This is a genomic window from Variovorax sp. 770b2 (assembly GCF_900115685.1).
GTDB lineage: Bacteria > Pseudomonadota > Gammaproteobacteria > Burkholderiales > Burkholderiaceae_C > Variovorax.
Genome location: NZ_FOXJ01000002.1, coordinates 336,196 through 358,087, shown reverse-complemented (window position 1 = coordinate 358,087; position 21,892 = coordinate 336,196). Strand labels below are relative to the sequence as shown.

The 21,892-nt window shown below is 67.7% G+C and carries 20 protein-coding genes; 14 read left to right on the top strand and 6 right to left on the bottom strand.

Annotation, left to right across the window (positions count from 1 at the left end; translation table 11 throughout):
* Positions 1-8 precede the first annotated feature (8 nt).
* Positions 9-2,813 (top strand): bifunctional [glutamate--ammonia ligase]-adenylyl-L-tyrosine phosphorylase/[glutamate--ammonia-ligase] adenylyltransferase, encoded by a 2,805-nt coding sequence (gene glnE / locus BM133_RS17255; RefSeq protein WP_093436100.1) that lies wholly within the window; start codon positions 9-11, stop codon positions 2,811-2,813.
* Positions 2,806-3,864: a septal ring lytic transglycosylase RlpA family protein gene (locus BM133_RS17250; protein ID WP_093436097.1), complete on the top strand. Its 1,059-nt coding sequence runs from the start codon at positions 2,806-2,808 to the stop codon at positions 3,862-3,864. Before glnE ends, BM133_RS17250 begins: the two co-directional genes overlap by 8 nt.
* A 128-nt stretch (positions 3,865-3,992) precedes the next feature.
* Here the strand turns inward: BM133_RS17250 and BM133_RS17245 are convergent, their stop codons facing one another.
* The 3 genes from BM133_RS17245 to BM133_RS17235 form a co-directional block, all read right to left on the bottom strand.
* On the bottom strand, positions 3,993-4,454 hold the full coding sequence (locus BM133_RS17245) for a carboxymuconolactone decarboxylase family protein (RefSeq protein WP_093436095.1): 462 nt from the start codon (positions 4,452-4,454) through the stop codon (positions 3,993-3,995).
* An 87-nt stretch (positions 4,455-4,541) separates the two neighbouring features.
* Entirely contained in the window at positions 4,542-5,426 is an 885-nt protein-coding gene (locus BM133_RS17240) for an RNA polymerase sigma-70 factor (RefSeq protein ID WP_093436092.1), read from the bottom strand.
* Positions 5,427-5,512: 86 nt separating this feature from the next.
* Positions 5,513-6,370 carry a ferritin family protein gene (locus BM133_RS17235; protein WP_041943094.1) on the bottom strand — a complete coding sequence of 286 codons (858 nt, stop codon included), beginning with the start codon at positions 6,368-6,370 and terminating at the stop codon, positions 5,513-5,515.
* Between the two features lie 129 nt (positions 6,371-6,499).
* On the opposite strand from BM133_RS17235, the gene BM133_RS17230 reads away from it, so the two are divergent.
* From BM133_RS17230 to BM133_RS17205, 6 genes are all read left to right on the top strand, one after another.
* Positions 6,500-7,114, top strand: a complete 615-nt coding sequence (locus tag BM133_RS17230; RefSeq protein WP_093437071.1) for a glutathione peroxidase — start codon at positions 6,500-6,502, stop codon at positions 7,112-7,114.
* 293 nt (positions 7,115-7,407) lie between these two features.
* Positions 7,408-8,739, top strand: a complete 1,332-nt coding sequence (locus BM133_RS17225; RefSeq protein ID WP_093436090.1) for an NAD(P)/FAD-dependent oxidoreductase — start codon at positions 7,408-7,410, stop codon at positions 8,737-8,739.
* Positions 8,736-9,542 carry a DUF1365 domain-containing protein gene (locus BM133_RS17220; RefSeq protein WP_093436087.1) on the top strand — a complete coding sequence of 269 codons (807 nt, stop codon included), beginning with the start codon at positions 8,736-8,738 and terminating at the stop codon, positions 9,540-9,542. Before BM133_RS17225 ends, BM133_RS17220 begins: the two co-directional genes overlap by 4 nt.
* The gene (locus BM133_RS17215; RefSeq protein ID WP_093436085.1) at positions 9,539-10,765 is read left to right on the top strand and encodes an SAM-dependent methyltransferase; all 1,227 of its coding nucleotides are present in this window, start codon (positions 9,539-9,541) and stop codon (positions 10,763-10,765) included. Before BM133_RS17220 ends, BM133_RS17215 begins: the two co-directional genes overlap by 4 nt.
* Positions 10,766-10,783: 18 nt before the next feature.
* Complete coding sequence (locus BM133_RS17210) at positions 10,784-12,079, top strand: MFS transporter (RefSeq protein WP_093436082.1); 1,296 nt, start codon at positions 10,784-10,786, stop codon at positions 12,077-12,079.
* Positions 12,076-12,870 carry an SDR family NAD(P)-dependent oxidoreductase gene (locus BM133_RS17205; protein WP_093437068.1) on the top strand — a complete coding sequence of 265 codons (795 nt, stop codon included), beginning with the start codon at positions 12,076-12,078 and terminating at the stop codon, positions 12,868-12,870. The genes BM133_RS17210 and BM133_RS17205 overlap by 4 nt, the downstream gene beginning before the upstream one ends.
* 47 nt (positions 12,871-12,917) lie before the next feature.
* Here BM133_RS17205 and BM133_RS17200 read toward each other — a convergent pair whose 3' ends face one another.
* A complete protein-coding gene (locus BM133_RS17200) occupies positions 12,918-13,529 on the bottom strand; it encodes a glutathione S-transferase N-terminal domain-containing protein (RefSeq protein WP_093436079.1) in 612 nt (203 codons plus the stop codon).
* A 137-nt stretch (positions 13,530-13,666) separates the two neighbouring features.
* Between BM133_RS17200 and purB the strand changes: the two genes are divergently transcribed.
* The 4 genes from purB (at position 13,667) to BM133_RS17180 (ending at position 19,219) form a co-directional block, all read left to right on the top strand.
* Positions 13,667-15,046 carry an adenylosuccinate lyase gene (gene purB, locus BM133_RS17195; RefSeq protein WP_093436077.1) on the top strand — a complete coding sequence of 460 codons (1,380 nt, stop codon included), beginning with the start codon at positions 13,667-13,669 and terminating at the stop codon, positions 15,044-15,046.
* Between the two features lie 140 nt (positions 15,047-15,186).
* Positions 15,187-16,329: a PepSY-associated TM helix domain-containing protein gene (locus tag BM133_RS17190; RefSeq protein ID WP_093436074.1), complete on the top strand. Its 1,143-nt coding sequence runs from the start codon at positions 15,187-15,189 to the stop codon at positions 16,327-16,329.
* 111 nt (positions 16,330-16,440) lie between these two features.
* The gene (locus BM133_RS17185; protein ID WP_177224876.1) at positions 16,441-18,576 is read left to right on the top strand and encodes a TonB-dependent receptor family protein; all 2,136 of its coding nucleotides are present in this window, start codon (positions 16,441-16,443) and stop codon (positions 18,574-18,576) included.
* An 82-nt stretch (positions 18,577-18,658) separates the two neighbouring features.
* Positions 18,659-19,219, top strand: coding sequence for a YaeQ family protein (locus tag BM133_RS17180; protein WP_093436069.1), 561 nt, complete (start codon positions 18,659-18,661; stop codon positions 19,217-19,219).
* Positions 19,220-19,238: 19 nt separating this feature from the next.
* Here the strand turns inward: BM133_RS17180 and BM133_RS17175 are convergent, their stop codons facing one another.
* Together BM133_RS17175 and BM133_RS17170 are read right to left on the bottom strand one after the other, a co-directional pair.
* Complete coding sequence (locus BM133_RS17175; RefSeq protein WP_093436066.1) at positions 19,239-19,544, bottom strand: putative signal transducing protein; 306 nt, start codon at positions 19,542-19,544, stop codon at positions 19,239-19,241.
* 13 nt (positions 19,545-19,557) lie between these two features.
* On the bottom strand, positions 19,558-20,022 hold the full coding sequence (locus BM133_RS17170; protein WP_093436064.1) for a DUF3717 domain-containing protein: 465 nt from the start codon (positions 20,020-20,022) through the stop codon (positions 19,558-19,560).
* A gap of 495 nt (positions 20,023-20,517) precedes the next feature.
* Here BM133_RS17170 and BM133_RS17165 point away from each other — a divergent pair, with 495 nt between their 5' ends.
* The gene (locus BM133_RS17165) at positions 20,518-21,264 is read left to right on the top strand and encodes a TerC family protein (RefSeq protein WP_093436061.1); all 747 of its coding nucleotides are present in this window, start codon (positions 20,518-20,520) and stop codon (positions 21,262-21,264) included.
* A 94-nt stretch (positions 21,265-21,358) separates the two neighbouring features.
* Positions 21,359-21,823, top strand: coding sequence for a hypothetical protein (locus BM133_RS17160; protein ID WP_093436059.1), 465 nt, complete (start codon positions 21,359-21,361; stop codon positions 21,821-21,823).
* Positions 21,824-21,892 lie beyond the last annotated feature (69 nt).

Genomic DNA, 21,892 nt, shown 5'->3' with positions numbered 1-21,892 from the left:
CGGGAATTATGACCGCCAGCATTCAGAGGGGTTCCACGGAAACCGATAGCAGTGTGAACCAGTTGCCAGCCACTTCGACGCAGATCGCACAGATCGCGTTCTCTTCCTACTCCCGTTTCGTCCAGCGCCTGCGTCGCAGGTATGCGGCCGAGCTTGCATTGCTTCCCCCGGGCGAGCCGCGGCGCGAATCGATGACCGTGGCCTTCGAGGCATTGCGCCAACGCGGTGACGCGGTGGGCGATGCCTTGCGCATTGTCAGGCAGCTGGTGATGGAGCGGCTGGTCACGCTCGATTGCGACCAACAGGCGCCCCTGGCCGTGGTGACCACCGCGGTCACCGAGCTTGCCGAACTGGCGCTCGACATCGCCTGCGCCGACGCCTGCCACGAGCTCGATGCCGTGCACGGCGCGCCGCTCGGCCCCGACGGCCAGCGCGCGCAGCTCTGGGTGATTGGCATGGGCAAGCTCGGTGCGCGCGAGCTCAACGTGTCCAGCGACATCGATCTCATCTACCTGTACGACCTGGACGGCGAGACCCAAGGCGACGCCGACGGCCGCGGGCGCCTTGCGAACCAGGAGTACTTCTCGCGCGCGGTGAAGCGCATCTACGCGCTGGTGGGCGACACCACCGAGCACGGCTTCGTGTTCCGCGTCGACCTGGCCCTGCGGCCCAACGGCAACTCGGGCCCGAGCGTGGTTTCGCTCGATGCGCTCGAGGAATATTTCCAGGTGCAGGGCCGCGAGTGGGAGCGCTTCGCGTGGATGAAGAGCCGGGTGGTGGCGCCGCGCGACATCGTGCAGGGCGGCCATGCCGACGGGCTGCGCGGCGCCGTGCTGCCGTTCGTGTTCCGCCGCTACCTGGACTACAGCGTGTTCGATTCGCTGCGCACGCTGCACCGGCAGATCCGCGAACAGTCGGCGCGCCGCAGCGCCGGGCGGCCCGAGCGCGCGAACGACGTCAAGCTCTCGCGCGGCGGCATCCGCGAGATCGAATTCACCGTGCAGCTCTTGCAGGTGGTGCGCGGCGGACAGTTCCCCGAACTGCGCACGCGGCCCACGCTCGATGCGCTGCAGCGGCTCGCACGCGCCAACCTCATGCCGCAGGAAACCGCCGATGCGCTGGCCCAGGCCTACGAGTTCCTGCGCCGCGTGGAGCACCGCATCCAGTACCTGGACGACCAGCAGACCCACGTGCTGCCGGTGGCCGACGACGACCTGCGCTGGATCGCGCAGTCGATGGGCTACGCCGACTGCTGCCCCTTCCTCGCGCAGCTGGACACTCACCGCGAGTTCGTCGCACAGGAATTCGACAAGCTCTTGGGCGGCGAGAAGCCCTGCAACGGCAAGTGCAACGGCAAGAAGGCCGCGGCGCCCGCCGACCTGGCGGACCTGCTGGACGACCTGCCCCCCGTCTTTGCCGAGCGCATCCGCGACTGGTGCGAAACGCCGCGCGTGCTCGCCCTGCGCGAAGAGACGCGCGGGCGGCTGCGCCAGCTGGTGCAGCGCACCGGCCAGTGGCTGAAGGAACCCGATGGCGACGGTGCGGGGCAGACGCCGCGCCACGTGGATGCCGCGATGCGCTGGGCCGACTGGATCGAGCCGCTGATGCGCCGCGAGAGCTACCTGGCGCTGCTGGTCGAACGGCCCGCCGTGCAGGAGCGCCTGCTGCGCCTCCTGGGTGCCGCGAAATGGCCCGCGCGCTACCTGATGCAGCACCCGGGCGTGATCGACGAACTGGCGAGCGACGAGATGCTGTCCGGCCGCTTCGTGGCCGAGGAATTCGAGCGCGAGCTCGAAGCGCGCCACGCATCGCTCACCCGCACCGGCGAGGCCGACGAAGAGCGGCTGCTGAACCTGCTGCGCCACGCCCACCATGCCGAGGTGTTCCGCACGCTGGCGCGCGACGTGGACGGCCGCATCACCGTCGAGCAGGTGGCCGACGACCTGAGCGCGCTGGCCGACACCACGCTGCGCGTGACCGCCCGCTGGTGCTGGCCGCATGTGCGCAACCGCCACCGCGAGGTGGCGCAGTTCGCGATCATCGGCTACGGCAAGCTGGGCGGCAAAGAGCTGGGCTACGGCAGCGACCTGGACATCGTGTTCGTCTACGACGATGACGACGAGCGCGCCGGCGAGGTCTATGCGGCCTATGTGCGCAAGCTGATCAACTGGCTCACGGTGAAGACGCGCGAGGGCGACCTCTTCGAGATCGACACGGCGCTGCGGCCCAACGGCAACTCGGGCCTGCTCACCACCAGCTTCCAGGCCTACGAGAAGTACCAGCTCGGCCGCGGCAGCAACACCGCATGGACCTGGGAGCACCAGGCCATGACGCGCGCGCGCTTCGTGCTGGGCAGTGCGGACCACGGCGCCGAACTGGGCGCGCGCTTCGACCAGGTGCGCGAGGCCGTGCTGGTGTCGCCGCGCGACCGCGAGGCGCTGAAGGCCGAGATCATCGCGATGCGCGACAAGCTGCGCGGCGCCCGGCCGGTGAAGGCCGGCCGCTTCGACGTGAAGCACAGCCCCGGCGGCATGGTCGATGCCGAGTTCGCGGTGCAATTCCTGGTGTTGTCGTCGTCGGGCGAGCACCCGGAGCTGATTCCCAACCTGGGCAACATCGCGCTGCTGTTGCGCGCCGAACTGGCCGGGCTGCTGCCCGAAGGCATAGGCCGCAGCGCGGCGCGTGCCTACCGCGAGCTGCGCCGCGTGCAGCATCGCGCGCGCCTGAACGAAGAGCCGACCCAGGTCACGCCGCCCGCGCTGGCCGCGGAGCGCGACGCCATGCTGGCGCTGTGGAAGGCGGTATTTGGCTGAAGGCGCCCGCTCTCCCGCCTCTACCGTGCTGGCGGCCTGCGCGGTAGCGGTGGCCCTCTTTCTCGCCGGCTGCGCAAGCGGCCCGCGCAGCGGCGGCAGCGCCTCCAGCGGCCGCGACGGCCCGGGCACGAACATCCCCTCGGACCTGGCCCGCGTGCCCGACGCCGAGCCCCGCATCGAGCCCATCCGCGGCAGCGGCGGCACCAGCAAGCCCTACACGGTGCTGGGCCGCGCCTACCAGCCGATCACCGACGACCGGCCGTTCCAGGAGTCCGGCATCGCCTCGTGGTACGGCCGCAAGTTCCACGCGGCATCGACCGCGAGCGGCGAGCCCTACGACATGTACGCCATGACGGCCGCGCACAAGACGCTGCCGCTGCCCAGCTATGTGCGGGTGCGCAATCCGGCCAACGGGCGCGAGGTGATCGTGCGCGTGAACGACCGCGGGCCCTTCGTCGAGGGCCGCGTCATCGACCTGAGCTACACGGCCGCGCTCAAGCTCGACCTGCTGCGCGGGGTGGCGCCGGTGGAGATCGAACGGATCACGAACGAGGACATCCGCACCGGCGCGTGGCGACGGGATTCGGGGACCGCGTATGCCGCAGCGGCTCCGCCTGAGCCGCAAGGCGCCGTGGCTGTGTCGGTGCCCGTGCCCTCGGCATGGGTGGCGCCCGTGGCGATGAGTGCGCCGGTGGCTTCGACGATGCCGCTCGTGCCCCAGGCATCCACGGCACCGATCGCGCCTGCGGAGCAGCCAGAGGCACAGGCGGCACCGCCGGCCGCCGAGCCGGGCGCTGCATCGTCTTCCGCCGCGGTGGCAGGCTTCTGGGTGCAGCTGGGCGCCTTCCGCGAACGCGACGGCGCAGAGAGCATGCTGAGCCAGGCCGCGCGCGGATTGCCTTCGCTGGCGCCGCAGCTGCGCGTGTTCAGCGAGGCCGGCACGCACCGGCTGCAGGCCGGGCCGTTCGCCTCGCGCAATGCCGCCGGCGAAGCCGTCACGCAATTGCGCGAAAGCCTGCGGATCGCGCCGATGGTGGTCGAGCGGCGCTGAGAAAACCGCTCGGAAGGCGTGAAGAAACCGTGGCGAGCGGTTCGAGCTTGCACCGAGGACCGGGCCGTACTCTGTACGGTGAGAACCGCAGGTGCGAGATCGGGCCGCGCAGGTTCATTCACACCTTCTCAGTCCAGTGCCTTCACGGCGACGGGCATGCGCATGGCGACGTTCATGCGGTTCCAGGTGTTGATCTGCGCGATCGCCAGCGTGAGTTCGGCGATCTCGACGTCGCTGAACTGTGCCTTGAGCGCTTCGAATTCGGCCTCGCGCTCGTCGTGGTGGTCGGCCAGCCGCGTGAGCGATTCAGCCCAGTCCAGCGCAGCGCGCTCGCGGGCGTCGAAAAGGCTCACTTCACGCCAGGTGGCCACGCTGTTGATGCGCTGCCAGCCTTCGCCTTGTTTGCGCAGGTCGCGCACGTGCATGTCCAGGCAGTAGGCGCAACCGTTGATCTGCGAGACACGGGTGAAGACCAGGTCCATCAGCACCTTGCCGATGGTGCTGGACTCGATGCTGCCGCTGACGGCCAGCATGGCTTCGAAGGAATTGGGGACGAGCTTGAACCAGTTCAGGCGGGGGGTCGTGTTCATGAGAGGACTCCAGTGGGTGGGTTGAAAAATCTGCTTCCTACCCACTGAAGACGGGCCAGCCATCGGCCCTGTGACACGCCGCGCGAACTATTTCGAGGCAACGATCTGCGCGATGCGGGCGAGCTTGTCGGGATTGCGCTGCACGCGGATGCGCGCGATGCGCTCGTCTTCGATCTCGAAGGTCTGGGCCGATTCGAGCTCGCCATCGACGAAGCGCAGGAGGCCGGGCTCGCCGTTGATCTCCACGAGCTCCATGCGCACCACCGGGCCCATGCGGCGCCAGAGCGAGTAGTAGAGCTGCGCCAGGCGCTGGTTGCCGCGCAGCACCTTGCTGAACGACTGCACCTTGCCGCCGCCGTCGCCGATGAGTTCGACGTCCTCGGCCATCAGCGCCTTCAGGTCCTGCATGCTGCCGCGCGCGGCGGCATCGGCAAAGGCGCGCAGCAGGCGCTGGTGGGTTTCGCGCGAGACCTGGTAGCGCGGGCGGGCGTCCTGCACCTGCGCCTTGGCGCGGTGCACCAACTGGCGGCAGGCGGCTTCGCTCTTGCCGAGCGTGAGCGCCACTTCGTCGTAGTCGGCGTCGAACACCTCGCGCATCAGGAAGGCTGCACGCGCCTCGGGCGCCAGGCGCTCGAGCACGGCGAGGAAGGCGACGGAGATGTTGTCGGCGCGCTCCAGCGATTCCTCGGGCGTGTCGGGCGATTCGGTCAGCGTCGGCTCGGGCATCCAGGCGCCGATGTAGTGCTCGCGCTGGACCTTGGCGGTGCGCAGCCGGTCGATCGACAGCCGCGTGACGACGGTCACGAGCCAGGCTTCGGCGCTGTCGAAGCTGGCCTTGTCGGCCTCATGCCAGCGCAGCCAGGCGTCCTGCACGACCTCTTCGGCCTCCGCAACGGAGCCGAGCATGCGGTAGGCGATGCCCTGGAGGCGGCGGCGGTGGCTGTCGAAGGTGAGGGTCGGATCGTCGTCCATGCCCGATTAGACGTTCGGTGCCCGCGGGCTGTGACACCCGGGCCCCAAAAAAATCGCCCCGGGGTGCGGGGCGATTTTCTTGCTGTTCAGGCGCCCTGGTATTCAGGCTTGGGGCCGAGCGTGGCGGCCACTTCCTTGCGGTACCGGTTCAGCTCCTGCACCGTCTTGAAGCTGCGGTTCATCAAGAGGCTCAGGTTGTGCAGGATGCGCTCGCCGACCTTGGTTTCCCAGACGGCATCGAACTTGATCTGCTTGTCGAGCCAGTGCTCCAGCCAGTCTGGATCGGGCATGCGGCTCTGGATGGTGTCGTTCGGGAACAGCGCCTTGTTGACGTGCAGGTTGGTCGGGTGCAGGGCCTGGGCGGTGCGGCGGGCGCTGGCCATCAGGACGCCGACCTTGGTGAACGCGGCACGGGCCTCGTCGCCGAACTTTTCCAGCGCGCGCTTCATGTAGCGCAGGTAGGCACCGCCGTGGCGGGCTTCGTCCTGGCTCAGCGTGGTGTAGATGTGCTTGATGACCGGCTCGGTGTGCCACTGGGCGGCGCGGCGGTACCAGTGGTTCAGGCGGATCTCGCCGCAGAAATGCAGCATGAGGGTTTCCAGCGGAGGCGCCGGGTCGAAGTCGAAGCGCACTTCGTGCAGTTCAGCCTCTGTGGGGGCGTGCTTGGGGCTGAAGCGCTTCAAGTACTCCATCAGCACCAGGGAGTGCTTCTGCTCCTCGAAGAACCAGATCGACATGAAAGCGGAAAAATCGCTATCGTGGCGGTTGTCGCGCAGGAACATCTCGGTGGCCGGCAGCGCCGCCCACTCGGTGATGGCATTCATCTTGATGGTCTGGGCCTGCTCTTCCGTCAGCAAGGAAGCATCGAACGACTGCCAGGGAATGTCCTTGTCCATGTCCCAGCGGACGGATTCGAGTTGTCTGAAGAGTTCCGGATAGAGCATCAAAGTCTTTCTATGGCCGCCGATTTTAGTCGGCCCGTTTGGCGCGCCCGTGACAGACGCGCGATGATGCGGATACGTGCGCCGTGGCGGCACGGATGCACACCCCCCTTTTTGAACCAGGAGCCCGCCATGCGAACCCTTTTCTTATTGTCGACGCTCTGGCGCTGCGCACCGGCTGTTTCCCTCGTGGCGGGGCTGTTTGCGACGCTTCCGGCGAGCGCCCAGACACCGCCCGCCGCGCCCGCTGCGGCAGAGGCTGCCGGATGCCCGGTGATCCTTCAACACACCTTCCCGCGCCTGCAGGATGAAAAGCCCCAGACTTTGTGCCAGTACTCGGGCAAGGTGGTCCTGGTGGTCAATACGGCGAGTTTTTGCGGCTTCACCCCGCAGTACAAGGGCCTGGAGGCGCTAGACCTGAAGTACCGCACCCGCGGCTTGGTGGTGTTGGGCTTCCCCTCCAACGATTTCTCCCAGGAATCGGGCTCCAACAAGGAAATTGCCGATTTCTGCGAAAGCACGTTCGGCGTGAAGTTTCCGATGTTCGCCAAGTCGTCGGTGCGCGGAACGGACGCCAACCCGCTGTTCAAGCAACTCGCCCAAGCCTCCGGCACCACGCCGAAATGGAATTTCTACAAGTACCTGATCGGGCGCGACGGCAAGGTCGTGCAAGCCTGGTCGAGCATGACGGCGCCGGACGAGAACGGCTTCGTGAACGTCATCGAGAAGCAACTCGGGACAAATTAAGACTGATCAGTTCACAAAAATACGAATCGGTAATATTATTTACCGATGGGTCCATATCATTGTGAACTGAACGTCACAAACGCTTACCACTGCACAGGGAACCGTGCCGCCGAGGGCGTGCTCATAATTTGCGTGGGTGGCAAAAGCCCACCGGTTTTCATGTTGCGAGGTCTTCCAGGCGCTTGCCGTCTGGTCGAAATCCCGAGGCGATTCTTCTCCTCCTCCCTCCCTCCCTCCTTCGCGTCGGGGCGCCTCGCAGCATTTTTGTATTCCCGCCGGAACGGGGGCTCGCGATGACGCAGCCCCCTCGAATCGCCATCATCGGCGCCGGCATTTCGGGACTGGCTGCAGCGCATGCCCTCCGCGACGCAGCCCGCATCACCCTCTTCGAAGCCAGTGACTACTTCGGCGGCCACGCGCACACGGCAACGATCGAGTTGCCGCGTTCGGCCCGCGATGCCACCCCGATCGCCCACGGCGTGGACACCGGCTTCCTGGTCTACAACGACCGCACCTACCCGAACCTGATCCGCCTGTTCGCCGACCTGGGTGTGGAGACGGCCCTGTCCGAGATGTCGTTCTCGGTCCAGGCCGCCCGCGACAACGGCGGCCGCCTCGAATGGAGCGGCAACAACCTCTCCACCGTGTTCGCCCAGCGGCGCAACCTCGCCGACCCGCGCTTCCTCGGCATGCTGGCCGACCTCCTGCGCTTCAACCGCCTGACCACGCGCATCGCCCAGGCCGGCACGGAAGGCGAACTGGCCCAGCCGCTCGGCGAGTTCCTGGACGCCCACCGCTTCGGCGCCGCCTTCCGCGACTGGTACTTCCTGCCGATGATGGGCTGTATCTGGAGCTGCTCGACCGCGCAGATGCTGGCGTTCCCCGTCGCGACCATGATCCGCTTCTGCCACAACCACGGCCTGATCCAGATCGCCAACCGGCCGCAGTGGCGCACCGTGCGCGGGGGCTCCCGCCACTACGTCGAGAAGATCGTCGCGGGCCTGGACGACAAGCGCCTTCGCACCCCCGTGCGCCGCATCACCCGCACGGACGAAGGCGTGCTCGTCGCCACCGACGCCGGCACCGAGCGCTTCGACCACGCGATCCTCGCCACCCATTCCGACCAGTCGCTCGCCCTGCTCGGCGACACCAGCCCAGCCGAGGCGGCCGTGCTCGGCGCGATCCGCTACCAGCCGAACCACGCCGTGCTCCACACCGACGCTGCCGTGCTGCCCCAACGCCGATCCGCCTGGGCCGCCTGGAACTACCAGCGCGCGGTCGCCAGCGAGCGCGAGTCGGGCCGGGTCTGCCTCCACTACCTGCTGAACAAGCTGCAGCCGCTGCCCTGGGAGCAGCCGGTGATCGTTTCGTTGAATCCGGTCGACGAAATCCAGCGTAGTCAGGTCATGGCCGAATACGACTACGACCACCCGGTGCTCGACCTTGCCGCGATCCGCGCGCAGGCCGAGGTTCCCGCCCTGCAGGGCCAGCGCAATACCTGGTTCGCCGGCGCGTGGATGGGCTATGGCTTTCACGAGGATGGCCTGAAGGCCGGCCTGGCCGCAGCCGAAGGCCTGCGCGCGCACCTCTCGCCAATCGACGCAATGGCGAGGTCGCCGGCATGAGCGCAGCGCAGCCGGTGCCGCTGATGGGCTTCGGCGAGGTGCGCCACGCGCGGCTGCGCCCGGCGCGCAACGTCTTCGTCTACCCGACCTATTTCCTGATGCTGCCGATGCGCGCCATCAAGGCGCGCGCCGCGGGCAGCGAAGCGCTCGCCCTCAACCGGCGGGCGGCGCTGTCCTTCCACGACGTCGACCACGGCGACCGCCGCACGCCCGCGCAAGGCGGCGCGCTGGCCTGGCTCGACGATCTCCTGGCCGCCCACCACATCCACGACGCCACCGGCGAAGCCTGGCTGCACTGCTACCCGCGCGTGTTCGGCTACACCTTCAAGCCGGTGAGCTTCTGGTACTGCCACACGGCCGAAGGCGCGCTGCGGGCCATCGTGGTCGAGGTGAACAACACCTTCGGCGAGCGCCACTGCTATCTGCTGGACCGCCCGGTCTACGCCATGGAACTCAGGGCGACCAAGGCCTTCCATGTCTCGCCGTTCTGCCAGGTCAGCGGCGACTACCGCTTTCGCTTCTTCGTCGATGCCGAGTTCGCGCACACGGTGGTGCGCATCGACCACGACAACGCCGACGGCCCGCTGCTGCAGACCAGCGTGAGCGGCGAACTCGGCCCGCTGACGGCGGCCAGCGCACGGCGCGCGCTGTGGCGCTATCCCGCGATGACCTTCGGCCTCATCGCACGCATCCACTGGCAGGCCGCGAAGCTCTGGTTCAAGCGCGTTCCCTTCGTCGCCAAGCCGGCGCCGCCCCTTCATTTCGTGTCCAGCGACACCCCGCAGCAGCAGGCGAATCCATGACACCGACCACCACCGCCTCACCGGTTCCGCGTTTTTCGCTGCCGCAGGACGCGCCCGGCGCCGCGCGCACGGTGCTCGGCCTGTTGCAGCGCCTTGCGCACGGCTCGCTCACGGTGCGGCTGCCCGACGACTCGGTGCGGCACTTCGGCGCCGCGCCCGGCAGCAGCCATCTCACGGCTTCGCTCACGCTGCGCAACTGGGAGGTCTGCAAGGCGGCGCTCAAGTCGGGCGACATCGGCTTTGCCGAGAGCTACATCGCGGGCGACTGGACCACGCCGAACCTGGTCGAACTCATCAAGGTGTTCATCGCCAACCGCCGCGCGATCGAGGACGTGGTCTACGGCAGCTGGTTCGGCCGCCTCGTGTACCGCGTGCGGCACCTGATGCACCGCAACAGCAAGGCCGGGAGTTCCCGCAACATCCACGCGCACTACGACCTGGGCAACGCCTTCTACAAGCTCTGGCTGGACGAGACGATGAACTACTCGTCGGCCTGGTTCGAGGGCGACCTCGGCAAGCCGATGCCCGATGCGCAGCGCGCCAAGGTGCGCCGCGCCCTCGACATGGCGGGCGTGAAGGCGGGCGACCGCGTGCTGGAGATCGGCTGCGGCTGGGGCGCGCTGGCCGAGATGGCGGCCAACGACTTCGGCGCCTCAGTGACGGGCGTGACGCTCTCCACCGAACAGCTCGCCTTTGCCCGCCAGCGCACCGCGGGTCTCTCGGCCGACCTTCGCCTGCAGGACTACCGCGACATCGGCGATGCGCCCTTCGACGCCGTCTGCTCCATCGAGATGGTCGAGGCCGTGGGCCGCGCGTACTGGCCGACCTACTTCCAGAGCGTGAGCCGGCTGCTCAAGCCCGGCGGCCGCGCCTGCGTGCAGAGCATCGTGATCGACGACCAGCTCTTCGACCGCTACATCGACTCGACCGACTTCATCCAGCAGTACATCTTCCCGGGCGGCTGCCTGCCCTGCCCACGCGAGTTCCGGCGCGAGGCCGAGGCGGCGGGGCTCGAGGTGGTGGACGAGTTCGCCTTCGGTGCCGACTACGCCGAGACACTGCGCCGCTGGCGCGAGCATTTCCTCGCGCAGCGAGGGCAGATCCTGCAGCTGGGCTTCGACGAGCGCTTCATGCGCATCTGGGAGTTCTACCTCGCCTACTGCGAGGCGGCGTTCTCGCAGGCCAACATCGACGTGGTCCAGTACACGCTGCGCAAGCGCTAGAGACGGCACGGCCTTTTCGTGTCCTCCTTCGGTCCCCTCGACGGCTTGCGCTACGGACTGCTCGGGCTGCCGCTCGCGTTCGTCGCGCTGCCGCTCTACGTCTTGCTGCCCAACCACTACGCACGCGCCTTTGGCGTGCCGCTCGCGACGCTCGGCGCGGTGTTGCTGGGCGCACGTCTGCTCGATGCATTGATCGACCCACTGCTCGGGCGACTCAGCGACAGGCTCCATGCGCGTTCGCCGCAGGCGGTGCTGGGCTGCGGTGCCGTCGCGGCGGGCGTGCTGCTGCTGGGTTTCGGCCTGCTGTTCTTCCCGCAGCTGCTGGTCGATCCCGCGCGCCAAGGCGCGCTGCTCGTGGTCGCCGCCGTGCTGCTCGCGCTGACCTACGCGGGCTACAGCATGCTGAGCATCGCGCACCAGTCGTGGGGTGCGATGCTGGGCGGCGACGCCGTGCAGCGCGGCCGCATCGTGGGCTGGCGCGAAGGCATGGGGCTCCTCGGCGTGGTGCTCGCATCGGTGATGCCGGCGTTGGCGGGCCTGCCTGCGACGGTGGGTTTGTTCGGCGTGTTGCTGGTGATGGGCTGGGCGTTCTGGACACGGGCGCCGCGGCCGGTGCTCGGCGCCGCGCCGCATGCAGCGGTCGACCTGCGGCTGCCGCTGCGCCGTGCGCCGTTTCGCCGCCTGCTCGCGGTGTTCGTGCTCAACGGCATCGCGAGCGCGGTGCCGGCCACGCTGGTGCTGTTCTTCGTGCAGGACCGGCTGCGCGCGCCGGCTGCGATGGAGCCCGCGTTCCTCGGCCTCTACTTCGTGGTGGCCGCCGCGTCGATCCCGGCGTGGCTGCGCATCGTGCGCCGCTGGGGGCTCGCCCGCAGCTGGCTCGGCGGCATGTGCATGTCGGTGGCGGTGTTCGCATGGGCCGGTGCGCTGGGCGCGGGCGACGCGGTGCCATTTCTCGTCGTCTGCGCGCTGTCGGGTTTCGCGATCGGCTCGGACCTCGTGCTGCCGGGCGCCCTGCTCGCCGGAATCATTGCCGAGGCCGGCGACCAGCCGCATGCCGGCGCCTACTTCGGCTGGTGGAATTTCGCGACCAAGCTCAACCTCGCGCTGGCCGCCGGCCTCGCGTTGCCGCTGCTCGGGCTGGCCGGGTACGTGCCCGGCGCACGCGATGCGCCGGCGTTGCAGGCGCTGTCGCTCGCCTACTGCCTGCTGCCCTGTGTGCTCAAGGTGATTGCGGGCGTGGCGCTGTGGGCGCTGGTGATTCGATCGCCCGCCTGCGCATCGCCCCTGCCGCTTCCGGCGAAGGCTTCGCCGTGAGGCCTTTCAATCCGCCGCTGGCCGACTGGCACGGCAAGACGGCGTGGATCGTCGGCGCCTCCTCGGGCATCGGCCGCGCGACGGCGCTGGCGCTGCTCGAGGGCGGCGCGCGGGTCGCGGTGTCGGCGCGCAACGGCGACGCACTCGAAGAACTTGCGTCGCTGCACAACGACGCCGCGCTGCCGCCGCGCGTGATCGTGCTGCCGCTGGACGTGCGCGATGCCGCCGCGGTCGCCGCGGCGTATGCACAGCTGCAGGCGATGGCCGGCACCGTCGATCTCGTGCTCTTCAACGCGGCCACCTACGGCGTGCTGCGCGCCGACGCATTCGCGCTCGACGAGATGCTCGCGCACCAAGAGGTCAACTACGTCGGCGCATTGAACGTGCTGGCCGCCGTGCTGCCCGGCTTCGTGGCGCGCGGCGCGGGGCACATGTCGCTCACGGCCAGCGTCGCGGGCTTTCGCGGGCTACCCAAGAGCTTGGCCTACGGCCCGACCAAGGCCGCGCTGACCCACCTGGCCGAGGTGCTCTACATCGACCTGCACGCGCGCGGCATCGGCGTGAGCGTGATCCAGCCGGGCTTCGTGACCACGGCGCTCACTGCGAAAAACGACTTTGCGATGCCGGCACTGATCACGCCCGCACAGGCGGCAGAGGCCATGCTCGACGGCTGGCGGCGCGGCGCGTTCGAGATCCACTTTCCCAGGCGCTTCACGTTCTGGATGAAGCTGATGCGGCTGCTGCCGTACCGGCTCTACTTTCCCGCAGTCGCCAGGTTCACCGGACTTTGAAAAAGAAAAAGGCGCCGTGTGGCGCCTTTGTTCGGGGCTGTGCCGTCTCAAGGCTTCGTGTCTATGAAACTGGGACGGAGCATGAGCTTGTCGTAGAGCTTGGCCAGGTTGCCGTGCTCGCCGCGCCAGTCGATATCGGGAAAGCGCAGGCTCAGCCAGCCCAGCGTGCAGCCCACCGCGATGTCCGACAGGCTCAGGTGGATGCCGCTGCAAAAGGGCTTGTCGCCCAGGCCCTTGGACATGGCGGCCACGCCCTCCAACACCTTCGTGCGCTGGCGCTCGATCCAGCTCGTGCTGCGCTCGTGGTCGTTGCGGCCGGACCAGGTGGCCTCCAGGCGCCAGAGCACGCCGGCGTCCATGACGCCATCGGCCAGCGCTTCCCAGGTCTTGACCTCGGCGCGCTCGCGGCCCTGCTGCGGAATGAGCTTGCCTACAGGAGACAGCGTGTCCAGGTATTCGACGATCACGCGCGAATCGAACATCGCCTCCCCGCCTTCCATGATCAGGCAGGGCACCTTGCCCAGCGGATTGGAGTTGGAGATGGTGGTGTCGGCGGACCAGACGTCCTCGATCACGAACTGGTAATCGAGCCGCTTCTCGGCCAGCACCACGCGCACCTTGCGCACATAAGGGCTGGCGGCGGATCCGATCAGTTTCATGAAGGCTCTCTCCCTTTGCTCTTGGCTGTATGACACTTGTTCATAATCATTTTAGGTGAACGGGAAAGCCGCAGGCCCGGATCCACCCCAATGTGTCGGTACGGCCCCACGGACCGCCGGCCGCCTAAAATTCGGGCATGAGCTTTTCCACCGTCTCCGCCCTCTCCCCCCTTGACGGCCGCTATGCGGCCAAACTCGCGGCCTTGCGTCCGCTGATGAGCGAACAGGGCTATATGCACCGGCGCGTGCAGGTCGAGGTGGCGTGGTTCATTGCGCTGTCCGACTGCGGCTTCGCCGAATTCAAGCCCCTCACGGGCGGCGCCCGCAAGTACCTGCTGGGCCTGGTCGCCCACTTTTCCGAGGCCGATGCGCTGGCCATCAAGGAGATCGAGAAAACCACCAACCACGACGTGAAGGCGGTCGAGTACTGGATCAAGTCCAGGTTCGAAGCCCGGCCCGAGTTGCTGGCCGCCGCCGAGTTCGTGCACTTCGCCTGCACCAGCGAAGACATCAACAACACCAGCCACGCCCTGCAGATCCAGGCCGCGCGCGAGAAGGTGGTGCTCCCGGCCATCGACGGCCTGATCGCCAAGCTGCGCGAAATGGCGCACCAGTTCGCGGGCGTCTCGATGCTCTCGCGCACCCACGGCCAGACCGCCAGCCCGACCACCGTCGGCAAGGAAATCGCCAACGTGGCGGTGCGCCTGTCCAAGGCGCGCGCGCAGATCGCCTCGGTGCAGCTCTTGGGCAAGATGAACGGCGCCGTCGGCAACTACAACGCCCACCTGGCCGCCTGGCCCGACTTCGACTGGGAAGCCTTCAGCCGCAAGGTCATCGAGACGCCCGCCCCGCTCGGCCTGGGCCTGAGCTTCCAGCCGTACAGCATCCAGATCGAGCCGCACGACTACATGGCCGAACTGTTCGACGCGGTGGCGCGCGCCAACACGATCCTGGTCGACTTCTCGCGCGACGTGTGGGGCTACGTGAGCCTGGGCTACTTCAAGCAGCGCCTGAAGAAGGGCGAGATCGGCTCCTCGACGATGCCGCACAAGGTCAACCCCATCGACTTCGAGAACGCCGAAGGCAACCTGGGCCTGGCCAACGCGGTGCTGCGCCACCTGAGCGAGAAGCTCCCCATCAGCCGCTGGCAGCGCGACCTGACCGACAGCACGGTGCTGCGCAACATCGGCGTGGCCTTCGGCTACGCCACGCTGGCCTACGCGAGCCTGGCCACCGGCCTTGGCAAGCTGGAGCTCAACGAAGAAGCGCTGGCCGAAGACCTGGACACGTCGTGGGAAGTGCTGGCCGAACCGATCCAGACCGTGATGCGCCGCTACGGCGTGCAGGGCGCCTACGAGCAACTCAAGGAAGTGACGCGCGGCAAGACCGTCACGGCCGAGGCGCTGCACGGGCTGATCCGCTCGCTGGCCATTCCGGAAGAGGAAAAGGCCCGCCTCCTGGCCATGACTCCCGCCAGCTACGTCGGCAAGGCTGCGGAACTCGCCCGTAGAATCTGAAGTTCTTGTGCATCGATCTACCAACCGCAGCGAACGGTTGGTGCGATCTGCACACAGACCCCGACTTCCCAGCCAACGCGCCCTTTCACGGGCCCGCCAGCCAACAACCATGACGGGACTCCTCGAGGTCCCCGTGATTCATGCTGCGCGTTCCGCTGCGACGTCTCTGGCTGAAGATCCACCGCTGGACCGGGCTCACGCTCGGCCCGATCCTGGCCCTCACGGCGCTGCTCGGCGCGGTGCTGGTGGTGTCCCGGCCGATCGACCGCCAGGTCCATTCCGACTTCTTCGTCGCGCGCAGCGCGGGTGATGCCATTGCGGCCACGGCCGCGTTGCCGCTGGAGCCCCTGCGCCAACGCATCGTGGCCGAGTTCGGCCCCGACACCAGCTTCACGCTGCGGCCGCCCCACCATCCCGATGAAACGCTCTGGGTGCTGGTGCGCGGCAAGTGGGACGGCACCCTCTACCTGGACCCCGCCACCGGCGCCGAGCAGGGCCGGCGCGGCACCGAAGAGGGCTTCTACAACCTGGCCTACAAGGTCCACAACAGCCTGCTGCTCGGCAGCACCGGCAAGGGCATCCTGGCGTTCGTGGCGCTGTCCTACCTGTTCCTGCTGGTGACGGGCCTGGTGCTGTGGTGGCCCACGCGCTGGCCGCCGTCGCTGCGCATCGTGCTGAACCGCGGATTGCTGCGCGGCCTGTTCGACCTGCACCGCACGGGCGGCGCGGTGCTGGGCCTCCTGATCGCGGTGTCGGTGGCCACGGGCGCCTACATGGCGTGGCGGCCGCTGGGCGGCTTCATCTCCGCCGCCCTGGGGCAGCAGCCGGTCAAGGCACCGACGATTCCCAAGGGAAGCGCTAGCGGCCCGCGCATGCCGTTGGACGAACTCGTCGCGCGCGCGCAGCAGGTGTACCCGGGCCAGCCGATCGGCTACCTGCTGGTGCCCGGCAAGGCGGACCGGCCGATCCGCGTGCGTTTCCGGCTGCCCGACGACCCGCATCCCAACGGCATCAGCTCCGTGTGGCTGAACCCGGTGAGCGGCCAGGTGCTGGCCGCGCGCAAGTGGCAGGACCTGGACACCGGCAACGGTGCGGTGGCGGTGATCTTTCCGCTGCACACGGGCGAACTGGGCGGCGTGGCCCACCAGGTCGTCACCGCGCTGCTGGGTCTCGCGCTCGGCGGCCTGGGTTTCAGCGGCATCTGGCTCTGGTGGCGCCGGCGCGCGATGGCCGCCGCGGCACGCAACAACGACAACGCGCTTTCCAGCCGAACGACGTCCTGAGGGCGTCCCGACCCTGAAGAAGACGCCCCACGTCCTGCGCACACGGTTTTCCTGTTTTTTTCATTCCCGGAGGAGTTCCCCTTGTTCCCGCACAAACGCACAGCCATTGCGATGGCGCTGTTACCCCTCAGCCTGCAGAGCTTCGCCGCCGACGCCGAGCCCGCGGCCGATCCGTCCAAATCGTCGCTGGACGCCATCACCGTCACCGGTGACTGGCTTGCCAACCCCAGCGAGAAGAAGGTGCTCGAACACGCCGGCGCGCGCAGCATCGTGGAGCGCAAGCAGATCGAGGAAAGCGGTGCCTCCAGCGTGCGCGACGTGCTGCGCCAGATTCCGGGCGTGCAGGTGCAGGAGAGCAACGGCACGGGCGGCAGCGACATCTCGCTGAACGTGGGCGTGCGCGGCCTGACCTCGCGGCTCTCGCCGCGCTCGACCGTCCTCCTGGACGGCGTGCCGCTGGCCTACGCGCCCTACGGCCAGCCGCAGCTGTCGCTCGCGCCGCTGTCGCTGGGCAGCATCGAGACGGTCGACGTGGTGCGCGGCGCGGGCTCGGTGCGCTATGGCCCCCAGAACGTGGGCGGCATCATCAACTTCGTGACGCGCGCGATTCCCAAGCAGTTCTCGGGCGAGGTGGGCGTGGGCCTGGAGAGCGCCGGCCACGGCGGCGGCACCAAGACGACGCCCACGCTGTTCGTGGGCGGCACCAACGACAAGGGCCTGGGCCTTGCGCTGCTGTATTCGGGCACGCATGGCAACGGCTTTCGCCAGAGCAACGACCACACCAGCATCGACGACCTGATGCTCAAGGGCGCCTACCGCATCTCGAGCACCGACGACATCGCGGTGTCGCTGCATCACTTCGAAGGCAGCGCGCGCATGCCCGGCGGCCTGACGACGGCGCAGTTCGCGGCGAACCCGTTCCAGTCGGACCGCCCCTTCGACGAGTTCACCGGCCGGCGCACCGACGGCTCGATCAAGTACACGCACAACGACGGCGTGAACAAGTTCGAGATGCTGGGCTACTACACCGACTCGTTCCGCGGCAGCCACCTGGAGCAGGAAGGCACCGGCGCCAACGCCGGCAAGCGCCGCCTGACCAGCGCGCCGCGCAACTACAAGACCTTCGCGATCGAGCCGCGCTATTCGCGCCTGATCGATTCGGGCGACGTGGTGCAGGAAGTCAGCGTGGGCTTCCGGTACCTGCGGGAGGAAGCCTCCGAGGTGGCGACGCGCAGCGCCTACTACACGCCCCGCCCGGGCTTTGACGCCTACAGCCTGGCCAACCCCGCCTACCAGACCAGCAAGGGCGGCACGGTGGCGCATGCGTTCTACATCGACGACCGCATCGACATCGGCAGCTGGACGATCACGCCCGGCGTGCGCTATGAATCGTTCCGCTCGCACAACGACGTGTTCACCGTGGCGAACAACCGCATCACGAACGCGATCTATCCGAAGATCGATTCCAACGAAGTGCTGCCCACGCTGTCGGTGCTCTACCGCATGAACGAGCGCTGGTCGCTGTTCGCGAATGCCGGCGTGTCGTTCGGCCCGCAGCAGTACGCCCAGCTCGCGCAGTCCACCACCAGCCTGCACCCCGAGAAGGCCAAGACCTACGAAATCGGCACGCACTACAAGGGCGAGGCCTGGAGCGGCGAGCTGACGCTGTTCAACATCAACTTCGACAAGGAGCTGCAGCTGGCGCGCTCCATCACCGGCGACGTCGGCCAGTGGACCGACCTGGGCGCCACGCGGCACCGCGGCGTCGAATCGGCGCTGCGCTACGAGCTGGGCGACCTGAGCGCATCGCTCAAGGGGCTGTCGGTGTCGGGCACGTACACCTACACCCAGGCCACCTCCAAGGCCGGCAACTTCGCCGGGCGCGACCTGCCGTTCTATTCGCGCCAGATCCTGACGCTGGGTGCGCGCTACGAGCGCGGCCCGTGGACGCTCAATGCCGACGTGTACGCGCAATCCAGGCAACGTTCGCCCGGCTCGCCGGACGACGGCGCGAGCTACGTCACGCTGGAAGATTCGACCGGCCGGCTGGGCAACATCCCCGGCTACACCACGATGAACCTGCGCGCCGCGTACGACTTCGGCCCGTCGATGAGCCACCTGAAGCTGGCCGTCGGCGTGAAGAACCTGTTCGATCGCCGCTACTACAACCGCTCGGTGGACAACAACGGCGGCAAGTACGTGGGGCAGCCGCGCACGGTGTACCTGCAGGCGTCGGTGGCGTTCTGAGGCCGGGGGTGCACGCCTGCAGATGCATGCGCGCACATCTGCCTCATCTGCGCGCGTGTGCGGCAGGCATACTCGCGCACCCATGGCCCTCAAATCCACCATCTTCAAGGCCACCCTCGCGGTGGCCGACATCGACCACGGCTACTACGCCGACCATGCGCTGACCCTGGCGCGCCACCCGAGCGAGACCGACGAGCGGATGATGATCCGGCTCGTCGCGCTCGCGCTCAATGCGCACCAGCTTCAGGACGTGTGCAACGGCGACGGCACGCTGGCCTTCGGCGCAGGCCTCTCGAACGTCGAGGAGCCCGATGTGTGGCTGCGTGACTTCACCGGCCAGATCAAGATCTGGATCGAGGTCGGCCAGCCCGAGGACAAGCCCGTCCTCAAGGCCTGCGGCAAGGCGGACGAGGTGATCGTCTACTGCTTCAACCACGCGGCCGAGATCTGGTGGCGCGGCATCGAGAACAAGCTCACGCGGCCGCAGAACCTGAAGGTCTACCGCGTGCCGACCGAGGCCTCGCAGGCGCTGGCCGCACTCGCGCAGCGCAGCATGCAGCTGCAGGCGACGATCCAGGAAAACACGCTCACGCTGGGCGACGGCACGAACAGCATCGACGTCGAGCTGTTGCGCTGGAAATAGCGCTCCGGCCCCCGCAGGGCTAGGCCACCGGCATCATCTCGCCGCACTGCCAGCACTGCTCGAACCCGCCTTCGATCCGCTCGCCGCACACGCACTGCCAGTTGCGCTGCGGCCGGTGCTGCACCGCGTGCAGCAGCTCTTTGGCACGCTCGAACTGGGCGTCGTCGTCGATCCAGATTTCCGGCAGGCACTGATCGGGCGGCAGCTGGCCCATCACGGCGCCGAGGAATTCGCGCTGCACCGAGGCCTGGACGCCGTCCTCGCGCAAGGCGTGCACCCAGAGGGTCGCGATCGCGAGATTGGGCGCTTGGGCGAGGCGACGCACGGGTGCTGCCGCTTCAGGGCGTGTCGTCGGGGCCGACGGGCTCGGCGGGGTCGTCCGGCCACTGCGGCGGCTCGGCTTCGCGCGCCCGCTCGGCGTACTTGTTGAAGCGCCAGGCCGAGTCTTCCATGGTGATGCGGCGCCAGGTCACGCGCTTCTCGACCGGGGTCATGGCGGGCCAGTGCTGCACTTCGTCGAAGGTGCGGCCGCACCCCTTGCATTCGTCGTCGCCCTGGCTGGTGGAGCAGATCGCGATGCAGGGCGTGTCGGGGGTGCTGTGGTACCAGTCGAGCCACGCGGCCCAGGCCTTGGGCGGAAAGCCGACCTCGTCGACCTCGTCCTCGTGGTGGAACACCATGAGCGCGTAGACCTCGGCCAGCGCGCGCAATTCGGGCGCCAGCGTGATGCCGTCGGGCGAGGGACTCCTGGCGCGCCAGTGGTTGATGGCGGCCTCGATGTCTGTGATGTGGATGGCGGCCATGGGGGGAGTGAAAAAGCAGCGAGCGGCGATCATAGTCCGCCAATGTCCCGCAGCTGCGAAGGGACATGAGTGCTACAAATCAGATAGCGCCAGAGCCCCTGTTCATGAGCCCTGCCGGGCGGTTCTCTTTAAATCCCTGAAAACTTTCGGTTGCCACGCCGCGGCCTTCGATGCTCTAATCCCGCCCACGAAGGGGAGTAGCTCCCGACCGCCGCACAACGGCGGAAATCGACAGGTCGTCAATACGAAGCACAACACTTCCGGCCTTTCGGACAACGCATGCGCACTGGCGCAGGCGCTGTCGAGCAAGACCTTCGATTTGAACCTGCGCAGGTTTGGTCGAAGCGTTCGCAAGTCCCCGGTGTCACCCGGCGTCTTCGTTTCCTCGCTTTCGACCCGCCCCGCGCGGGATGAATCGAAACGCATCGGTATGCGCCTGCCTGTCGAGATCCAATCAAGGAACGGCAGGAACGGCGCGAAGACAAAGAGGAATCTATGGAACTGTTCATGACCCCGGAGTTCTGGGTCGCTGTCGGTCAGATCATCATGATCGACATCCTGCTGGGTGGCGACAACGCCGTCGTCATCGCGCTGGCTTGCCGCAAGCTCCCGCCGGCCCAACGCACCAAGGGCATCCTGTGGGGCACCGCCGGCGCGATCATCCTGCGCGTGATCCTGATCTTCTTCGCGCTCACGCTGCTGGCCATTCCGTTCCTGAAGCTGGTGGGTGCGATCCTGCTGGTGTGGATCGGCATCAAGCTCCTGGCGCCCGAACATGACGACGCGCACGGCAACATCACCGGCAGCGACAAGCTGTGGGGCGCGGTCAAGACCGTGATCATTGCCGACCTGGTGATGAGCGTGGACAACGTGATCGCCATCGCCGGCGCCGCACAGGGTGCGGGCGAAGGCCACCAGATGCCGCTGGTGATCTTCGGCCTCCTGGTGAGCATTCCGATCATCGTCTGGGGCAGCCAGCTGGTCATCAAGCTGATGGACCGCTTCCCGCTGATCATCACGCTGGGCGGCATGCTGCTGGGCTGGATCGCTGGCACGATGGCCGTCTCGGACCCGGCCCTGGCGAACCCCGCCAACTGGACCTGGGTGCCGAAGGTGCCGCAGACCGACACGATCAAGTACGCAGCCGGCATCGGTGGCGCGCTGCTGGTGCTGGCGGTGGGCAAGTGGGTGGCCATGCGCCAGGCCCGCAACAAGCCGGCAACGGCCGTGACGACCGGTTGAGCACTGGCTTACCCCATTGATCGCCAGAAACTTCGCTGAGAAACTTTCCTGTCCAAACCAGTCTCTGCCACTCTAACTATCCGAAGGAGCACTCATGGAAAAGATCATTCTTTATGTCGACGACGCCGTGTATGCCAGCGAGCAGTTCGCCGAACTCGCCCCCGATGCCAACAGCGTCGTGGCGCGCCATTGGGTGCTCGTGGCCTGCGCGCCGCGCATGACGCATCGCATCAGCAAGTGGGTGAGCCACAGTGCCCGCGAGAACTGGCGCGCCAAGTGGTTCAGCAAGGTGCAGGCACAGATGCTTCCCCTGCTCGAGCGCAACGGCGGGCAGGTGACGGCGGTGCTGGCCAAGGGCCCGCTGGCCGAGCTGACGCAGCAATTGAAGCGCGAGCATTCGGCCACCCACGTGGTCGATGCGCGCCGCCCGAAGATCGGCGTCGACCTGGAGCCGGTCACGCCCGAGCAGACGCCGGCCCACCAGTCGGGCTGGGCTTTTCCCGGCGCAGTGATGGGCATGGGCGCATTGCTGGTGCTGGCGAACGAACTGGCTGAATAGGCAAGGCAGACACCCCCCGACGAGCCCCGGCGCGGCAACGCTCCGGGGCTCGTTGTTTTGGGGGCTCTG